The 18,219-nt window shown below is 64.8% G+C and carries 15 protein-coding genes; 10 read left to right on the forward strand and 5 right to left on the reverse strand.

Annotated features, from left to right (window positions below; translation table 11 throughout):
• Positions 1-2: 2 nt before the first annotated feature.
• Positions 3-965, reverse strand: coding sequence for a GerMN domain-containing protein (locus ACFVWT_RS06825; RefSeq protein ID WP_390246376.1), 963 nt, complete (start codon positions 963-965; stop codon positions 3-5).
• A gap of 374 nt (positions 966-1,339) precedes the next feature.
• On the opposite strand from ACFVWT_RS06825, the gene ACFVWT_RS06830 reads away from it, so the two are divergent.
• From ACFVWT_RS06830 to ACFVWT_RS06850, 5 genes are all read left to right on the forward strand, one after another.
• On the forward strand, positions 1,340-2,428 hold the full coding sequence (locus ACFVWT_RS06830; protein ID WP_390246378.1) for a PhoH family protein: 1,089 nt from the start codon (positions 1,340-1,342) through the stop codon (positions 2,426-2,428).
• The gene (ybeY, locus tag ACFVWT_RS06835; RefSeq protein WP_011692075.1) at positions 2,425-2,898 is read left to right on the forward strand and encodes an rRNA maturation RNase YbeY; all 474 of its coding nucleotides are present in this window, start codon (positions 2,425-2,427) and stop codon (positions 2,896-2,898) included. The genes ACFVWT_RS06830 and ybeY overlap by 4 nt, the downstream gene beginning before the upstream one ends.
• On the forward strand, positions 2,895-4,238 hold the full coding sequence (locus tag ACFVWT_RS06840; RefSeq protein WP_390246380.1) for a hemolysin family protein: 1,344 nt from the start codon (positions 2,895-2,897) through the stop codon (positions 4,236-4,238). The genes ybeY and ACFVWT_RS06840 overlap by 4 nt, the downstream gene beginning before the upstream one ends.
• Positions 4,222-5,178 (forward strand): GTPase Era, encoded by a 957-nt coding sequence (era, locus tag ACFVWT_RS06845; protein WP_390246382.1) that lies wholly within the window; start codon positions 4,222-4,224, stop codon positions 5,176-5,178. The genes ACFVWT_RS06840 and era overlap by 17 nt, the downstream gene beginning before the upstream one ends.
• Before the next feature lie 153 nt (positions 5,179-5,331).
• Positions 5,332-6,906: an LCP family protein gene (locus tag ACFVWT_RS06850; RefSeq protein ID WP_390246384.1), complete on the forward strand. Its 1,575-nt coding sequence runs from the start codon at positions 5,332-5,334 to the stop codon at positions 6,904-6,906.
• Positions 6,907-6,987: 81 nt separating this feature from the next.
• Here ACFVWT_RS06850 and ACFVWT_RS06855 read toward each other — a convergent pair whose 3' ends face one another.
• On the reverse strand, positions 6,988-8,940 hold the full coding sequence (locus ACFVWT_RS06855; RefSeq protein ID WP_390246386.1) for a M13 family metallopeptidase: 1,953 nt from the start codon (positions 8,938-8,940) through the stop codon (positions 6,988-6,990).
• Between the two features lie 254 nt (positions 8,941-9,194).
• On the opposite strand from ACFVWT_RS06855, the gene leuA reads away from it, so the two are divergent.
• The 3 genes from leuA to ACFVWT_RS06870 all read left to right on the forward strand — a co-directional run bounded on the left by leuA (position 9,195) and on the right by ACFVWT_RS06870 (position 12,646).
• On the forward strand, positions 9,195-10,934 hold the full coding sequence (gene leuA / locus ACFVWT_RS06860) for a 2-isopropylmalate synthase (protein WP_390246388.1): 1,740 nt from the start codon (positions 9,195-9,197) through the stop codon (positions 10,932-10,934).
• A gap of 93 nt (positions 10,935-11,027) precedes the next feature.
• On the forward strand, positions 11,028-11,783 hold the full coding sequence (recO, locus tag ACFVWT_RS06865) for a DNA repair protein RecO (protein ID WP_390246390.1): 756 nt from the start codon (positions 11,028-11,030) through the stop codon (positions 11,781-11,783).
• A 2-nt stretch (positions 11,784-11,785) separates the two neighbouring features.
• A complete protein-coding gene (locus ACFVWT_RS06870; RefSeq protein WP_390246392.1) occupies positions 11,786-12,646 on the forward strand; it encodes an isoprenyl transferase in 861 nt (286 codons plus the stop codon).
• A gap of 7 nt (positions 12,647-12,653) precedes the next feature.
• Here ACFVWT_RS06870 and ACFVWT_RS06875 read toward each other — a convergent pair whose 3' ends face one another.
• Together ACFVWT_RS06875 and ACFVWT_RS06880 are read right to left on the reverse strand one after the other, a co-directional pair.
• Complete coding sequence (locus ACFVWT_RS06875; protein WP_390246394.1) at positions 12,654-13,739, reverse strand: alpha/beta hydrolase; 1,086 nt, start codon at positions 13,737-13,739, stop codon at positions 12,654-12,656.
• Positions 13,736-14,746, reverse strand: a complete 1,011-nt coding sequence (locus ACFVWT_RS06880; RefSeq protein ID WP_390246396.1) for an alpha/beta hydrolase — start codon at positions 14,744-14,746, stop codon at positions 13,736-13,738. The genes ACFVWT_RS06875 and ACFVWT_RS06880 overlap by 4 nt, the downstream gene beginning before the upstream one ends.
• A gap of 126 nt (positions 14,747-14,872) precedes the next feature.
• Here ACFVWT_RS06880 and ACFVWT_RS06885 point away from each other — a divergent pair, with 126 nt between their 5' ends.
• Positions 14,873-15,946, forward strand: a complete 1,074-nt coding sequence (locus ACFVWT_RS06885) for a quinone-dependent dihydroorotate dehydrogenase (protein ID WP_390246398.1) — start codon at positions 14,873-14,875, stop codon at positions 15,944-15,946.
• Between the two features lie 81 nt (positions 15,947-16,027).
• Here ACFVWT_RS06885 and ACFVWT_RS06890 read toward each other — a convergent pair whose 3' ends face one another.
• Positions 16,028-16,630 (reverse strand): DUF3043 domain-containing protein, encoded by a 603-nt coding sequence (locus ACFVWT_RS06890; protein WP_011692064.1) that lies wholly within the window; start codon positions 16,628-16,630, stop codon positions 16,028-16,030.
• 131 nt (positions 16,631-16,761) lie between these two features.
• On the opposite strand from ACFVWT_RS06890, the gene ACFVWT_RS06895 reads away from it, so the two are divergent.
• A complete protein-coding gene (locus ACFVWT_RS06895) occupies positions 16,762-18,192 on the forward strand; it encodes a dipeptidase (protein WP_390246402.1) in 1,431 nt (476 codons plus the stop codon).
• Positions 18,193-18,219: the final 27 nt, after the last annotated feature.

Below are 18,219 nucleotides of genomic sequence, written 5' to 3' on the forward strand. Positions count from 1 at the left end.
AGCTATTCGACCTTGAAACCGCGGGTATCCACATTCATTTCCCGGTCCGGCTTGCCCGGATCGATCTGTGACACCCGGACTTCATAGTTTCCCGGCGCCAGGTTGACGTTCAGCGAGAAAAGCCCTGACTGTGCCTGATCGGCCGACGCCGTGACCTCGCCGCCCAGGTACGCCGTCTTGTCGCTGCTGCCTTCAACCTTCAGGATCTTCCACCGGAGTTTTCCGCCGGGGACCGTGCTTCGTCCGCTGATCTTGACGCTGCCGTCAGCGACACCCGCGCCTTCCTGCGGATCGATGATCCAGACGGGGGCCACCATGCCTGCACTGCGGGGGGTGGGCGTGCCCAGCCGCACGTGGTTGAACGCCAGGTAATCCGTATGCCCGTCAACGAGGATGACAACCTGGATCTGCTGGCCCGAATCCACCAGCCCCGAGCTGGCGCCGGCGGCCGTTGCCGTGTACACCAGCTGCTGGATGGCACGGTTGGCCATATCCTCGTCGAGGTTGCTGTTGAAGGCATCCGGCGAGACGTCCACCGTGATCACATTTTTGCCGGAGATCGAGGTGGCCAGCTTCTTCGGGTCCTGCCACGGAGTGAAGAAGTCGGGATCGAGGGGCTTGTCCGACATCATGGCGCGAAGTGCCCTGGTGACGGGATTTTCCTGTTCGGGGACATCCCGGAACTCACGGTAAAGGAAGACGTTCTCGTTGCTGCGACCGATCCAATACACCGGTGCCTTGTTGGACGCCTGCGTGGTTTCCAGCGGTGCGCTTGTGCTGGGGACACCGGCGGTGGCGGACCCGGTCACTGACCGTGGCGTGCTGTCCGCGCTCGACGCGGAAGGCTGGGGAGTGGCGACGCAGCCGGAGAGAACCATGGCGGCGGGCAGCACAAACAGCAGCGCAGCGGACCGTGTCCGCCCGCTTCCTGCTGCCTTCCGGCGTCGTGGATTCAAAATCTCCATAGTGCTCCGGGTACCCCGCCCTGTCCCTGCAACCGTTGTCGGTGACGTCGTTTACCGGCCGGCGCAAGCCGGCGGATTCCAGCATTACATAGAGAGAGCGGCCGCCAACGGCGTTTGCGGACGGTCAGCCGAACTGCAACGGGAACGATATGAGGCCGATACGAAGTTGATACCTAATGACGTCAACCCGCAACGAAACGGTTTCATCCGGCCGGAGTACGTCCACCGTCCGCGGCTCCCGGGCGGCGCACTGGCGTAAGATAAAAGGACTCGGCCGGCCACAGCGCCCGCTGCTGAAGCAGCGGCGGCGAAGTGACTGGTCGGGGAGACAATATTCCTAACTGGAGGGGACCAGAGGCCCGCAGGCCGGCACCATGACTGAAGCAACAAACGGAAGGCCCCGGTTCAGCGCCGGAGAGCGCACCACAGGTGAATTTCCCCATAGTCTTCCAGGTGTCCGGACGGAGGTGGTCATCTTTGACAACTCCGAACAGATGGTTCAGTCCCTCGGCAGCCACGATGAGGCGCTTCGTTTCATCGAAGAACAGTTTCCGGCCGTGGACTTCCACGTCCGCGGCAACGAGTTGGCCATCAGCGGGCCCGCCGCCGACGTTCCCAGGATCATGCGGTTGCTCCACGAAGTGCGCGGGCTTGTTGACCGGGGAACCGTCATCACACCCGCGGTACTCCAACAGCTCGCAGCCCTGCTCCGGAGCCAGTCACTCCAAAACCCGGTCGAGGTACTCACGTACAACATCCTCTCGAGCCGCGGCAAGACGATCCGGCCCAAGACGCTGAACCAGAAGAACTACGTGGATGCCATTGACGCCAACACAGTGATCTTCGGAATAGGACCGGCCGGCACCGGCAAGACCTTCCTCGCCATGGCGAAGGCCGTCCAGGCACTGCAGCAGAAGGAAGTCAGCCGCATCATTCTCACCCGGCCCGCGGTGGAGGCCGGTGAACGGCTGGGGTTCCTGCCCGGGACGCTGAGCGACAAGATCGATCCATACCTGCGTCCGCTGTACGACGCCCTGCACGACATGATGGACCCGGAGTCCATTCCCCGCCTGATGGCGGCGGGCACCATCGAAGTGGCTCCGCTTGCCTATATGCGCGGCCGCACCCTCAACGACGCCTTCATCATCCTTGACGAGGCCCAGAACACCACGCCCGAGCAGATGAAGATGTTCCTGACCCGCCTCGGATTCGGCTCCAAAATGGTGGTCACCGGGGATGTCACCCAAGTGGACCTGCCCTTCGGCACCCGCTCCGGTCTGCGGATCGTGGAAGAGATCCTGCAGGGAATTGAGGACGTCAACTTCAGTGTGCTGGATGCCTCGGACGTGGTCCGCCACCGGCTGGTAGGCGACATCGTCAATGCGTACGGTATCTGGGACGAGGCACAGAGGAGCCGGGTGAAGCATTCCGTGACCCGGGAGAAGCGGGGAGAGCACGCATGAGCATCGAAGTAAACAACGAATCAGGCGTCACGGTGGACGAAGCCCAGCTGGTTGCCCTGGCCCGGTTTGTGTTCGAGCGCCTCTATATCCACCCCCAGGCTGAACTGTCCATCCTCCTGGTGGACGAACCCGCCATGGAGAAGCTGCACCTGGAACTTATGGATGAGCCGGGGGCCACCGACGTCCTGTCCGTTCCCATGGACGAGTTGACTCCCGGCACGCCGGACAAGCCGACGCCGCAGGGCATGCTGGGCGATATTGCCGTGTGTCCGCAGGTGGCGGAGGTCCAGGCACGCAACGCCGGGCATTCCACCCAGGACGAGATGCTGCTGCTCACCACCCACGGAATCCTCCACCTGCTCGGATACGACCACGCCGATCCCGAGGAGAAGGAAGAGATGTTCGGCCTCCAGCGGGAACTGCTTGAGGGCTTCACCGGTAAAGAAGCTCCGTCTGAGACGATGCAGTGACCCCACTGATCCTCGTTGGCATGGCGCTGGTCTTCCTCAGTTTTGCCGCCCTGCTGACAGCGGCCGAGTCGGCGTTCAATTTCCTGCCGCGCCATGACGCCGAAGAAGCCGTGCTGCGAAGCGACGGCCAGGCCCTGAAGCGCATCCTGGACCAGCCGGTTGCGCACATGCGGTCCCTGAGGTTCTGGCGGATCTGGTTCGAAATGGCCTCGGCGGTGGCGGTCGCCGTCCTTCTGCACAGCCTGCTGGACAGTGTCTGGCTCGCAGGCCTTGCCGCCACCGGAATCATGGCCCTCGTGGGCTTCGTGATCGTCGGGGTATCACCGCGCCAGCTCGGCCGTGCCCACGCCGCCGGCGTCGTCAGGTTCACCGCGCCGATCATCCGTTTCCTGTGCTGGGTGCTGGGCCCTATCCCTGGCTGGCTGGTTGCGCTGGGCAGCGTCGTGGCACCGGGTGCGCGCTCCGGCGATGAAGCCTCCTTCAGCGAGGAAGAGTTCCGCGAGCTGGTGGACCGTGCCACCGAATCGGACATGATCGAGGACAACGAAGCCGAGCTGATCCAGTCAGTGTTCGACTTCGGCGACACCCTGGTCCGGGCCGTGATGGTGCCCCGCACGGACATCCTCAGCATCGACGCCGGCTCGAGCCTGCACCGGGCGATGTCCCTGTTCCTGCGGTCCGGTTACTCCCGGATCCCCGTCATCCGGGACAACACCGACCAGATCCTGGGCATTATCTACCTCAAGGATGTTGCCGCGGCGCTGCACGGCCTCGGCCCCGGCGAGGAACCGCCCATCGTGGATGACCTTGCCCGTGAGGTCCGCTACGTGCCGGAGTCCAAACCGGTCAGCGACCTGCTTCGCGAACTGCAGAAGGAATCCACGCATGTGGCCATCGTGATCGACGAGTACGGCGGAACCGCCGGCCTTGTCACCCTCGAAGACCTGATCGAAGAGATCGTCGGCGAGATCGTGGATGAATACGACACCGAGACGGCCGAGGCCGTGGCCCTTGGGGACGGAAGCTACCGTGTCAGTGCCCGCATGGGCATCGACGACCTTGGTGAGCTTTTCGATGTGGAACTTGACGACGACGAAGTGGACACCGTCGGTGGCCTGCTCGCGAAAGCCCTCGGCAGGGTTCCCATCGTCGGCAGCACCGTCGACGTGGACGGGATCTCGCTGCGGGCGGAACGCCTGGAAGGCCGCCGCAACAGGGTCAGCCACATCATCGCGGCGCCCGTTGCAAAGGGCGCCGTTCCAGAACAAACTGACCTTGAAGACCTACTCGACGAGGCCGAAACAACGCAACAGGGAGTTCCACGTGAGCAAGCAGAATAAAGCGGACGACGAGGCCTTTGGCGGCTTCCGTGCCGGATTTTCGATCCTTGTGGGCAGGCCGAACGCCGGTAAGTCCACACTGACGAACGCCCTGGTGGGGAAGAAGGTGGCCATCACCTCCGCCAAGCCGCAGACCACCCGCCACACCATCCGTGGCATTGTCCACCGGGACGACGCGCAGTTGATCCTCGTGGATACCCCCGGTCTGCACCGGCCGCGGACGCTGCTCGGCAAGCGCCTCAACGACCTGGTGGCGGACACCCTGTCCGAAGTGGACGCCATTGGTTTCTGCCTTCCGGCCAACGAGAAGATCGGCCCCGGCGACCGGTTTATCGCAGCCCAGCTGGCCGCGGTGGGCAAAAAGCCGATCATCGCCATCGTGACCAAGGCTGACCTGGTGGACCGTCAGGCACTGACCGAACAGCTGCTCGCCGTTGCTGCGCTGGGACGCGAAGTCCTTGGCGAAGACGGGTGGAAGGACATTGTGCCGGTATCGGCAACGGACGGGTTCCAGGTGAACACCGTGGCGGATGTCCTTATCAGCCACATGCCGCCGTCGCAGCCGCTCTATCCGGACGGGCACCTGACGGACGAGCCCGAAGCCGTTATGGTCGCGGAGCTCATTCGCGAAGCCGCCCTGGAGGGTGTCCGGGACGAGCTTCCGCACTCCCTCGCCGTCGTAGTGGAAGAGATCGTCCCCCGGGAGGGCCGGCCTGAGGACAGCCCGTTCCTTGACGTTCGGGTCAACCTCTATGTGGAACGTCCCTCCCAGAAGGCCATCATCATCGGCAAGGGAGGCGCCCGCCTGCGGGAAGTGGGCACCAATGCCCGCAAGGGCATCGAAGCCCTGCTCGGTACCCGGATCTACCTCGACCTGCATGTCAAGGTGGCCAAGGACTGGCAACGCGACCCCAAGCAGCTGGTGAAGCTCGGTTTCTAGCCCGCCAAGGGGCACCGGGGTCCGTCCCGGGGTGCCGCCGCAGGACCGTACGGCCCGGCGCGGCTGTCCGGGTGCGCCCGCCCATCGGGCGTTTTCCCAGCCAGGACCACTAAAATGGACCGGACCCCGTTTTATAGAGGAAGGTAACACCACGTGGTGCGACGCCGAGACACTCCCGGACAAGGCATTGGTTCGCCAGCGTCCGACGCCGCTGCCAGGCATTCGGACACCAAGGACATGGGCCCGGCCCGGCACCTCGGCGCAATGCGCGGAAAGCCCGTGTGGTTCAAGGTGACCACTGCCGTTGTTGCCCTTGTCCTGGTGGGCGCTCTGGCTTTCGCAGCCTTCTGGGTCATCCGTTTGCAGATGAACATCAGCAAAGCTCCACTCGGCGCAGGCAGCAGCCGCACCGAAGATCCCGTCAACGACTCCAAGGACCGGATGCAGATCCTGATCCTGGGCTCGGACACCCGCGACGGCAAGAATTCCGACTACGGCAGCGCCGAGGACTCCACAGGCTACGGCCAGTCTGACGTCATGATGATGATGGACATTTCGGCGGACAACAAGCGTGTCAGCGTCATCAGCTTCCCGCGGGACCTGCTGGTGGACATTCCCGAATGCACGGACCAGAAGACCAAGCAGGTGTTCCCGGCCCGAAGCGGCGTGATGATCAACGAAGCCATGAAAGAGGCCGGCATCGGCTGCGCTGTGGACACGGTGAACAAAATTACGGGGTTGGAAATCGACCACTTTATGATGGCCGACTTCAACGCGGTCAAGGAACTTTCCAACGCGGTCGGCGGCGTGGAAGTCTGCGTCAGTGACGCCGTCTACGACCCCGACTCCCGACTGCGCCTCCCCGCAGGGAACTCGCAGGTTCAGGGGGAGCAGGCGCTGGCCTACCTGCGGACCAGGCACGCCTTCGCGGACGGCGGGGACCTGGGCCGCATCAAGGCACAGCAGGGCTTCCTGTCATCCCTCACCCGCAAGATCAAGGATGACGGCACGCTGTCCGACCCCCAGAAGATGCTCAAGATTGCCGATGTCGTCACCCAGAACCTTACGGTGGATGATGGACTGGCGTCCGTGCCGTCGCTGCTGACCATCGGCAACCGGCTGAAGAACATTGACATCGGCAAGGTGGCGTTCGTGGCCGTGCCAACCACGCCCGCTCCCACTGATCCCAACCGGCTCACCGTTGCCGAACCGGCCGCATCGCAGCTCTTCGCCGCGCTGCGCAAGGACGTTGACCTGACTGACCCGACGGCCACCCCGAGCCCCACGGCGGAGCCGAGCGAATCGGCGCCCGCCCCCTCACCGTCGACGCCGACTGAAACACCGTTGCCGCCCTACGACAAGGCGTTGCAGCCGGTGACCGTGGCGAACGGAACGGGTGTACCGGCGAGGACCCAGGAGATCACCCAGGCGATCATCGCCGGCGGCTTCACCCAGGTTGCACCGCTTACGGCGCAGCCTGTCGCAAAGACGGCGGTCTACTACGGACCCGGTTTCGAGGCTGTGGCGGCAGACGTCGCAGCATTGCTGGAAATACCCGCCACGCAGGTTCTCCCGGCGACCGGTGTCAGCGGAGTCCAGGTCTACCTCGGCACCGATTTCATGTCCGGAACAAAAATGGACGCGGCACCGCTCCCGTCCGACATTGTCAACCAGACGGCAGGCGATACCGTCTGCCAGCAGGCGAACCCTGAACTGATCGTCCGCTAGCGGCGATTGCCTCGACGAATAAGACTGCGGGGCCGGCCACTGCTTGTGGCCGGCCCCGCAGTCTTCATCGCGAGCTGCCGGTCACCAGATACTGACACGTTCCTCCGCGGGCATCCACATGCCGTCCTGCTCCGCCACGCCGAACGCTTCATGGAAGGCATCCAGGTTCTTGGCGATGGCATTGGTACGGAACTCGTTGGGGGAGTGCGGGTCGGTAGCGAGCCGGCGGATTGCTTCCTCGTTGCGGATCACCTGGCGCCAGCCGGCAGCCCAGGATGCGAAGAACCGCTGCGGTCCGGTGAGGCCGTCCAAGACCGGCGGTTCGGCTCCGTCAAGGCTGATCAGGTAGGCCTTGTACGCGATGGTGAGCCCGCCCAGGTCGCCGATGTTTTCGCCGAGGGTGAGCTTGCCGTTGACATGGTGGCCGGGGGCCGCAGTAGGGGACAACGCGTCGAACTGCGCCACCAGTTTGGACGTCAGGGCTTCGAACGCAGTCCGGTCATCCTCGGTCCACCAGTTACGCAGGGCGCCGCCGCCGTCGAACTGCGAGCCCTGGTCATCAAAGCCGTGCCCGATCTCGTGGCCGATGACTGCGCCGATACCGCCGTAGTTAACGGCGTCGTCAGCGTCTGCCGTGAAGAACGGAGCCTGCAGTATTGCTGCCGGGAACACGATCTCGTTCAGCAGCGGGTGGTAATACGCATTGACGGTCTGCGGCGTCATGAGCCACTTGTTCTTGTCAACGGGTTTGCCCACTTCATCCAGGTGCCGGTCCACGTCGGCATTGTGGGCCCGCTCGACGTTTCCGAGGAGATCGGCGGGGTCGATTTCCACCGCGGAGTAGTCGATCCACTCATCCGGGTAGCCGATTTTGGCCCGGAATGCTTCGAGCTTCTTGAGGGCTTCGAGCTTCGTGTCCTCACCCATCCAGGCCAGCCCGGCGATGCTTTGCCGGTAGGCCTCGATGAGATTGGCGACGAGTGTCTGCATGCGGGCTTTATGGGTTTCGGGAAAGTGCCGGGAGACGTAGATCTGGCCCACAGCTTCGCCCAGCGCACCCTCGACAACGGCGACGCCGCGCTTCCAGCGGTCCTTGTTGCGAGGGGTGCCGCTAATGGTGGTGCCGTAGAACGCGAAGTTCGCGTCCACGAATTCGGAGGACAGGTACGGGGCCGCAGAGCCCACGACGCGCATGGCCAGCCAGTCCTGCCAGGCCGCCAGAGGCTCGGATTCGAGCAGCGCGGCTGCCCCCGCGAAGAAGTCGGGGGTGCTGACCACCATCTCCTGGCGTTTGTCCGGCACGATCCCTGCGGCCTCGAACCAGGCATCCATCAGCGGGAAGAGCTCCCGCGCCTCCTCTGCGGACTTCAGGTTGTAGGTCTTTTGCGGATCCCGCAGGGTCACGTTGTCCCAGTGGTGGGCGGCGAGGGCCGTCTCCAGCCGGACCACGCGTTCCGCGGCGGCATCCACGTCGGCGGTTCCGGCGAGGCCGAGCATGGTCCGGACATGGTCGCGGTAGGCCGCCACCATGGGGGCGAACTTCTCTTCGCGGTAGTACGACTCATCCGGCAGCCCGAGGCCGCCCTGGCCGGTGTACAGCAGTATCCGGTCCGGATTACCCGCGTCGGGTGCGGGGTAAATGTAGAAGAGCCCTGACACGTCCGAACGGAAGAGCTTGCCGGCCAGTTCGATGACGTCCGACGCGGACTTCGTGGCATAGACGGCGGCGAGCCGTTCCCGGATGGGGTCCAGGCCTTTGGCTTCTACCGCGGCTTCATCCATGAAGCTGTTGTAAAGGTCCCCGACCTTCCGTTCGATGCCGGTGGCTTCTTCGCCGCGTCCGGCGGCTTCTTCGATGATTTCCCTGACCGCCAGCTCGGAACCGTCCCGCAAGGCTGTGAAAGTGCCTTCAAGGGGGCGGTCGTCCGGGATGGTCGTGCTCTTCAGCCACGCGCCGTTGATGTGCTGGTACAGGTCATCCTGCGGCCGCACGGTGTGGTCGATATTGGACAGGTCGATCCCCGAGTTTGGCACAAGTGCTCCTTCAGGTGAGGGCTGCCTCCGGCGCTGGCACCGGTGGCAGCGTCTGCATAGTGGACGTTGCTGGAGGTGTTGCTCCTTCATCTTACGCACCCGTGTTACTGTGAAATGGTGCGTGCAGAACTGCTTCTTCTTAGCTGCCGCGGCGAGGCCTCAGACGCGATCTAGCGCAAGGCCAATCCTCGTCGCGGAGTTAGTGTTGCCCGGCCACCTTTCACACAGGAACCACAGAAAAGGCCCCGATAGTAATGCGAAACGCACAGAAGCCCTCCGGAATGCCCGTCCACCGCTACATGCCGTTCCAGGACCAGATCACTGTTGAACTGCCTGACCGGACGTGGCCGGACAAAGTCATCACCAAGGCCCCGCGCTGGTGCGCCGTGGACCTCCGGGACGGCAACCAGGCCCTGATCGACCCCATGAGCCCGGCCCGCAAGATGAAGATGTTCGACCTGCTGGTCCGCATGGGTTACAAGGAAATCGAGGTGGGCTTCCCCTCGGCCTCGCAGACTGACTTCGACTTCGTCCGACAGCTGATTGAGGGCAACCACATTCCGGACGACGTCACCATCCAGGTGCTGACGCAAGCCCGTGAGCACCTGATCGAGCGGACCTACGAATCCCTGGTTGGCGCCAAGCAGGCCATCGTGCACCTCTACAACTCGACGTCGGTCCTGCAACGCCGCGTGGTGTTCAATCAGGACGAGGACGGCATCCTGGACATTGCGCTCCAGGGCGCCCGGCTGTGCAAGAAGTACGAGGAAACGCTGGCGGACACCCACATAACGTACGAGTACTCGCCGGAATCCTTCACCGGTACGGAACTTGAATACGCCGTCCGCGTCTGCAACGCCGTGGCCGACGTCTTCGAGGCCTCGGCCGACAGCCAGGTCATCATCAACCTGCCGGCCACGGTGGAGATGGCAACCCCCAATGTCTACGCGGATTCCATCGAGTGGATGAGCCGCCACCTGCACCCCCGCGAGGGCATCATCCTCTCGCTGCACCCGCACAACGACCGCGGGACCGGTGTTGCCGCTGCCGAGCTGGGCTACCTCGCCGGCGCGGACCGGATCGAGGGCTGCCTGTTCGGAAACGGCGAGCGGACCGGTAACGTGGACCTGGTCACGCTGGGCCTGAACATGTTCGTCCAGGGCATCGACCCTATGATTGATTTCTCCGATATCGACGACGTCCGCCGCACCGTGGAGTACTGCAACCAGCTGCCGGTGGCGGAGCGTTCACCGTACGGTGGCGACCTCGTCTTCACGGCGTTCTCCGGCTCGCACCAGGATGCCATCAAGAAGGGCTTCGAAGCGCTCGAAAGGGATGCGGCTGCGGCCGGCAAGGATGTGGCCGACTACACGTGGCAGGTTCCCTACCTGCCGGTCGACCCCAAGGACCTGGGGCGCAGCTACGAAGCCGTCATCCGGGTCAACTCGCAGTCCGGGAAGGGCGGAGTGGCGTACCTGCTGAAGAACGAGCACAGCCTGGACCTGCCGCGCCGCGCCCAGATCGAATTCTCCGGCGTCATCCAGAAGCGCACGGACACCGTGGGCGGCGAGGTCAGCGGCGCCCAGCTCTGGCAGATCTTCCAGGACGAGTACCTGCCCTCCAGCAAGGAGGACGGTCAGTGGGGCCGCTACTCGCTGGGATCGTTCAGCACGGAAACGGACGACGACGGCGCCATGACTTTGCATGCGACGGTCACCGTGGACGGCGTCCAGGTCCGCCGGACCGGCTCAGGGAACGGCCCGATCGCGGCCCTGTTGTCGATCCTCGGCCAGGACGGCGTGGACGTACGCGTCCTGGATTACAGCGAGCACGCGCTCTCTGAAGGCGGCAATGCCCGTGCTGCCGCGTACGTTGAATGCGCTGTCGGCGAGCGGGTGCTGTGGGGTGTCGGCATCGACTCCAACACCACCACGTCCTCGCTGAAGGCCGTTATTTCGGCCGTCAACCGTGCCATCCGGGACGCGCAGGCCTAGGCCTCTTATTCGAACCACTGACGTGCTGCGCCCCCGGACCACTCCGGGGGCGCAGCAGCCGCGTTTTCCTGACGGTCAGTGCGAAGATTAACTGTGGCCCAACAATCCTCCTTTTCCGCACGCGCTTACCGTGACGACGCCGTGGTGCTGCGTACCCACAAGTTGGGCGAAGCAGACCGGATCATCACGCTGCTGACGAAACACCATGGCCAGGTCCGGGCGGTGGCCAAGGGAGTGCGCCGCACCAGCAGCCGGTTCGGCGCGCGCCTCGAACCGTTTATGGTGGCGGACCTGCAGCTAATTTCGGGACGGACGTTGGACGTCGTCACCCAGGCGGTGGCCAAGGGTGCCTATGGCGGCAACATTGCGGCCGACTACGGCCGCTACACGGTGGCGGCCGCCATGACGGAGACCGCCGAAAAGCTGACCGACGTGGACGGCGAGGCCGGAACCGCGCAATACAACCTCCTGGTCGGAGCCCTTGCCTCGCTGAGCCGGGGCGAGCATACCCCTGAGCTCATCCTCGACTCCTACCTCCTGCGTGCACTGGCTACCGGGGGATGGGCGCCAAGCTTCACGGTGTGCGCCCGCTGCGGCGCGCCGGGCCCGCACACGGCTTTCTCGGCGCCCCTGGGCGGCATGGTGTGCAGCAACTGCCGTCCACCGGGTTCACCCGCACCAGCGGCGGAAACAGTTTTCCTGCTGGGTGCACTGCTGACAGGGGACTGGGCGACGGCGGATGCGTCCCTGGCCCTCCACCGGCGGGAGGCTGCCGGTTTGGTGGCCAGCTATCTGCAATGGCATCTTGAACGGGTGCTGAAATCACTCAAACATGTGGAGCGTAGCTGACAGTGGCCCTTGGAAAGAAGAAAACTCCCGTCCGGCAACGGACTGCGCCTGTGGTTGCGCCGTATGCGCACAGTTCCGGAGCCGTGCCGCCGTCGATACCCGCGGAATTCATCCCGCAGCATGTGGCGATCGTCATGGACGGCAACGGCCGCTGGGCAAATCAGCGCGGACTGCCCCGGATCGAGGGACACAAGGCGGGGGAGCCGGCGCTGCTGGACGTCGTCGCGGGAGCCATTGAGCTGGGCATCAAGTACGTGACGGTATACGCCTTCTCCACGGAGAACTGGCGGCGTTCGCCGGAGGAAGTCCGCTTCCTGATGGGATTTAATAAGGATGTGCTAAGACGCCAGCGCAACCAGCTGGATGAGTGGGGTGTGCGCATCCGGTGGTCGGGACGCCGGCCCAGGCTCTGGGGATCGGTGATCCGGGAACTCGAAGAGGCGGAGGAGTACACCCGCGGCAACAGCACGTGCACGTTGACCATGTGTGTTAATTACGGCGGCCGTGCCGAAATTGCGGATGCTGTCTCGGCCATTGCCGAAGACGTCGCGGCTGGCAGGCTCAAGCCGGGTGCGATCACCGAACGGACTATCCAGAAGTACCTGGACGAGCCGGACCTTCCCGACGTTGACCTCTTCCTCCGCAGCTCCGGCGAGCAGCGGCTCTCCAACTTCATGCTGTGGCAGTCGGCCTATGCGGAGTTTGTCTTCATGGACACGCTCTGGCCCGACGTCGACCGCCGCACCTTGTGGGACGCCGTCGAAATCTATGCCGGGCGGGACCGCCGGTACGGCGGGGCCGTGGATGCTGCCGCGCCGGACCGGCAGGGCGCATCCGGGCCTGCGGAGTCCGTGGAGCCCTGAGAGCCTGTCAGCCCGGGTGCGAATGCAGCCAGTCGACCAGGTCGCGGTAGGCTTCCTGGCGCACCTCGCGGCGTGAGAGGAAAACGTCGTGGATGGCTTGGGGGTAGCGGAACACAGCCGTCCGGCGTCCCAGGCCCAGCGCACGGCGCGCTGTCTGTTCCACATCGATCACGGCGTCCGCGACCATCAGCTCTTCAGACCACTCGGCCTGGATTCTGGTGCGGTCCGAGAGCATCACCAGGACCGGCGCCGCGATGTCCAGGCGCCGTTCCACGGCGGCGTGTCCGGCCAGGACAGCCCGGGTCCAGCCCGCACGGATCGGGAACGACGCCGTCGGGCGCCATTGCGGATCCAGGAACCACTCGCCGTGGGCCTGGTCGCTGACGCTTTCCCAGTAGCCGGGCATTTCCGGAAAACGGAAGGGGCGTCGTGGATCGGTGCGTGCGATCGGTTCCACGAGGTGCATGGCGATGTTCCGGATCAGGCTGCTGCCCTGGAGCTCGAGCCATGGTGCATTGAGGATCAGCGTCCCGAGTGAGCCCGGGTGGCGGTCGGCCCAGAGCGCCCCGATCAACCCGCCCAGTGAATGTGCCAGCATGTGGACGGTAGACTCCGCGGCCAGCCCGGTACGCGCTGCCACGTCCGTCCTGATCACGTCGATCGCTGCGGAAATGTCCTCATCGTAGACACTCAGGTCCGTGGTGTAGCCGGGCGTCTGCCAGTTCCGCAGGCTGCGCCCGTACTTGCGGAGGTCCAGGGCATAGAAGTGGAGTCCGTGCGCGCCGACATGCCTGGCAAGTTCGGCCTGCAGGAAATAGTCCGCCCAGCCATGAAGGTACAGGACCACTCCCGGGCGTGCGGAACCGTTAGGCTCCCGGCCGTCCGTGCCGGGCCATTCCAAAGGCCGGAAGACCGTGTTGCGCAACGCCGAAAAGATGGCCGGCGGACCTGCCGGAACAGGTGGCACGTAGCGGACCAGCGTGGCACACACCGTGCCTTCGTCGTCGTCGGCCAGGGGCAGCTCCAGGGACTCGAATCCTTCCCCGAGCAGATCAGGCTGCCAGGAAAGCGCCCCGGGCTCCGCGGCTTTCATTCCTCGCCGCCGTCGTCCAGGACGTAGCCCCGGATCCAGCGGTTCAGCCGCGCGTACGCGTCCGCCCGGACGTGCGGCGGCGACAGGAAGACGTCGTGCAGGGCGCCGTCGATTCTTTCAAGGGTGACCGTCCGGCCGAGTGCCATGGCCCGGATGGCGATCGTATTTACATCGAGCACGGCGTCGGTACGTCGCATCGCCTCGGTCCAGAACATGCCGTTCGCGCTGGCTCCGGACAGGAGCACCAGGATGGGAATGTCGATTCGCAGTCCGCGGGCCACCCGGGAATGCCCGGCGAGGACCGCACTGAGCCAGCCGGCCCGCACGGGAAAAGCAAGGGGCGGCCGGTACTTGTTGTCCAGCGTCCACTCACCCTCAGCCTCGCTGCTGATGCTCCGCCAATAGAAGCCGCGCTCCGGCAACCGCAGAACAGCCTCCGGACGGTAGCGTGCCAGCGGCCCCACCATCGACCTCGCGGCACGCCGGACCAGCGAACTACCGTGCATTTCCAGCCAGGGGCTGTTGAGGACCAGTTGCGAAGCCACTCCCGGATGCCGGCTAACCCACAGCGCGGCGATGAGGCCGCCGGTGGAGTGGCCCATCAGGGTCAGCGGCGGTTTGCCGGAGTGGACCGGCCAGAGGGAGCCGATGATGTCGATTGCCTTGCTGATCTCGGCGTCATAGTCGTCGAGGTCGGCCACGTAGCCGCCATGTGTGTCCGCCTGCAGGCTCCGTCCGTGGTTGTGCATGTCGAGGGCAAAGAACTCAAATCCCTTTCCTGTCCAGAACCGGGCGAGCTCCACGTTGAAGAAGTAATCGCTCCAGCCGTGCAGGAAGAGGATGGCGCGGCGGGGGAGGGGCCGGGGTTCGGAACCGCCCGGGCCGCCGGCGTCGCCCTGGGGTACGTGGCGCACCAGGGTAGCCGTGCGTTCCACGCCGTCGCCGCCCGTGGCCTGGTAAGAACAGGCTTCAAAATCGTCCCCCAGGATATCTGTATGCCACTCCATTTGATCAGCCTAGACAACGCCCGCTTCAGCGGCTAATACACCGGCTGTGCCCGCGCAGCACGTCACACCGCCCGCCGGCGCGCGCGCCGGTTTGGTCTGCGGAGCCTGAACCGGAAAACTGGACTCATGCGCGTATATCCCACCTTCTTTCGCCTGGCCTTTTCATGGATGGACGCCGAACGCGCCCACAAGATCGGCTTCCGTGCCATCAGGCTGGCGCACAGTTCAGGGGCCGGCAGGGTGCTCTCGAAATTTACGGCACCTGCCCCGTCCCTCCAGACCACTGCCTTCGGCATCACCTTCCCTTCGCCCTTCGGGCTTGCCGCAGGCTTTGACAAGGAAGGGCACGGCATTGAAGCGCTGACCGAGCTCGGGTTCGGCCACGTGGAGGTAGGCACCATTACCGGGCAGGCCCAGCCCGGGAACGAAAAGCCCCGGCTCTTCCGCCTCGTCGAGGACAAGGCAGTTATCAACCGGATGGGATTCAATAACGACGGCGCCACCTCCGTAGCGCCCCGCCTCAAGTCCGCGCGGGCCGCCCTGCAGCGACGCTACCCCGCGGTGCGTCCGGTGATTGGCGTCAATATCGGCAAGAGCAAGGTGGTGGAGCTCGGGGACGCGGTCAGTGATTACCTCATCAGCGCCCGGAGCCTTGCCCCAGCCGCGGACTACCTTGTCGTCAACGTCAGTTCACCCAACACGCCCGGCCTCCGCCTGCTCCAGAACGTTGAAACGCTCCGCCCCCTGCTCAAAGCGGTGGGGGAGGAAGCAGACAAAGCCGCCGGCAGGCACGTTCCCTTGCTGGTCAAGATCGCGCCGGACCTTACGGACCAGGACATTGACGACGTCGCGAAGCTCGCCCTGGACCTCAAGCTGGACGGCATCATCGCCACCAACACCACGATCGGCCGGGAAGGGCTCACCTCCGACCCGGAAAAAATCCGGGACTGCGGTCCCGGCGGCCTCTCCGGGGCTCCGCTCAAGGCGCGGTCCCTGGAGGTGCTGCGCCGCCTGAAGGAAGCAACCGGCGGTTCGCTCGCGCTCGTCTCCGTCGGCGGAGTGGAGAATGCCAGGGATGTTCAGGAACGCCTCGATGCCGGTGCCACCTTGGTGCAGGGCTACACGGCGTTCCTGTACGAAGGCCCGTTCTGGGCCGCGCGCATCAACCGGGAGCTGGCGAAGCACCCCGCCCGCCGCTAGCCGTCACGTCTGCGAACAACGCCCGACCACAAAGAAGCCCCCGGCAGTTTTTGCACTGCCGGGGGCTTCTTATTGCCTCAATTAGGCGGGGAATTCTCCGCGCTTGACGAGCGGCTTGGGCAGGCGCAGGCGGCGGAACTGGAGCGAACGCATGGATCCGTACCACACAGTGCCGCGTTCCACCTCGCCAAACTTCTCCGTGAGGCGCTTGCGCAGTTTACGGGAGAGGATGAAGACGTCAACGAAAACAGCCAGGAACATGACCCAGAAGCCGCCGAGGACATAAATCATCGCCTCGCTGGTGGAAGGCACCAGCAGGGAGATGACCACGAACAACAGGGCTCCGAACATCAGGTACTCGCCGAGGCTGAAGCGGGCATCCACGTAGTCACGTGCGTAGCGCTTCTGCGGGCCCTTGTCCCGAAGGGGCAGGAATTTTTCGTCGCCCGTGTCCAGGGCCTGGCGCATCTTGATCCGCTGTTCCTGCACTGCCGCCCGCTCGGCTGCCTTGGAGGCCTTGCGGTCTTCCGGCACCAGGGGGCGCTTCCGCGCAGCTTCCTGTGCTTTGCGCTTGGGCGTGGGCGCGCCCTTGCCGAGGGCTGCGTCCTGCCGGGCCAAGGCCTCGGCTGCCTGCTGGTCAACTACGTCCTGCGCCGTTGGCGCTTCCTTTTTACGTCCAAACACCCCTAAAGAATACCCTGCACGCGCATGGTGAATTTCATGTGTCGCCCGGGTCGGGCGGCCGCGAAACCGGGGGAGTCGGCGTGGGGGCCGGAGTGTTTTCTGTGGTCACCGACACAGGTAGGGTTTTGGCCATGACTTCATCACCGGCGGGGACCCCGCAAAAAATCAGCGCAGGATTCGACGGGATCGACGTCGATGCCCTGCGCCGGGCCGTACACGAGTCCTTCGACACCACCGTTGGGCAGTTGAAGGACCTCGTGAAGCTCCCGGGTATCGCCTGGCCCAGCTTCGATCCTGCCCCGCTGGACCGCAGCGCGGAGGCCGTGGCGGAGCTGGTCCGGGCTGCGGGAATCGGGGACGTCCGGATCCTGCGCTGCAACAAAGAGGACGGCACGCCGGGCGGCCCGGCTGTCGTGGCACGGCGAACCGCGGCCGAAGGAAAGCCGACCATTCTGCTGTACGCCCACCATGACGTCCAGCCGACCGGCGACCTGGCCCTGTGGCAGACCGAACCATTCACCGCCGTCGAACGCGACGGCCGGCTGTACGGGCGGGGTGCGGCTGATGACAAAGCCGGCATCATGGCCCATATTGCCGCCTATGCCGCGGTAACAGAGGTGCTGGCCGACAAGCTGGGCCTCGGTGTGACGTTCTTTATAGAGGGTGAGGAGGAAGCGGGATCGCCCACGTTCCGCACGTTCCTGGAAACCCACCGCGAACTGCTGCGCGCCGACGTCATCGTGGTGGCTGATTCCAGTAACTGGAAGGTAGGCATTCCGGCGCTGACCACCAGCCTGCGCGGCCTGGTGGACGGGACCATTGAGGTGCAGGTGCTGGAGCACGCCGTGCATTCCGGGATGTTCGGCGGGGCAGTCCTGGACGCTCCCACGCTGCTCGCCCGCCTGATCGCCACCCTCCACGACGACGAAGGCAACGTCGCCGTGAAAGGCCTCGTCAGCAGGGACGACGTCTCCGTCGATCTGACGGAGGCTGAATACCGGGCCGACGCGTCGGTGCTGGATGGCGTGCGCCTCGCCGGCAGCGGAACAATCGCCTCCCGGCTGTGGACCAAGCCGGCGCTGTCGATCATCGGCTTCGATGCTCCGGCCGTGGACGTTGCCTCCAACACTCTGCTGCCCAGGGCCCGGGCCAAGTTCAGCCTGCGGCTGGCTCCGGGCCAGGACCCGGCGGAGGCTATGGCAGCAGTGCGGAGCCACGTTGAGTCCAATGCGCCGTTCGGCGCGAAGGTGGTTTTCACCCCGGGGGAGAGCGGAAGCTCCTTCCTGACCGACACGGGTTCCGCGGCCGCCGGCATGGCGATGTGGGCCCTCGGTGAAGCGTGGGGAGTTCCTGCGGTTGAAATGGGGATTGGAGGCTCCATTCCCTTTATCGCGGACCTTACCGAGGTCTATCCGGACGTGCAGATCCTGGTGACCGGTGTCGAGGACCCCGATTCCAGGGCCCACAGCGCCAACGAGTCGCTGCACCTGGAGGACTTCCGCAATGCCGTAGTGGCTGAAGCGCTCCTGCTTGCACGGCTCAACCATGAGGGTCTTGCCTGACGCCGAAACCGGCAGCGCAGTGGCGAG

Origin of the sequence: Arthrobacter sp. NPDC058288 (assembly GCF_042880995.1) — a bacterium.
Classification (GTDB): Bacteria; Actinomycetota; Actinomycetes; order Actinomycetales; family Micrococcaceae; genus Arthrobacter.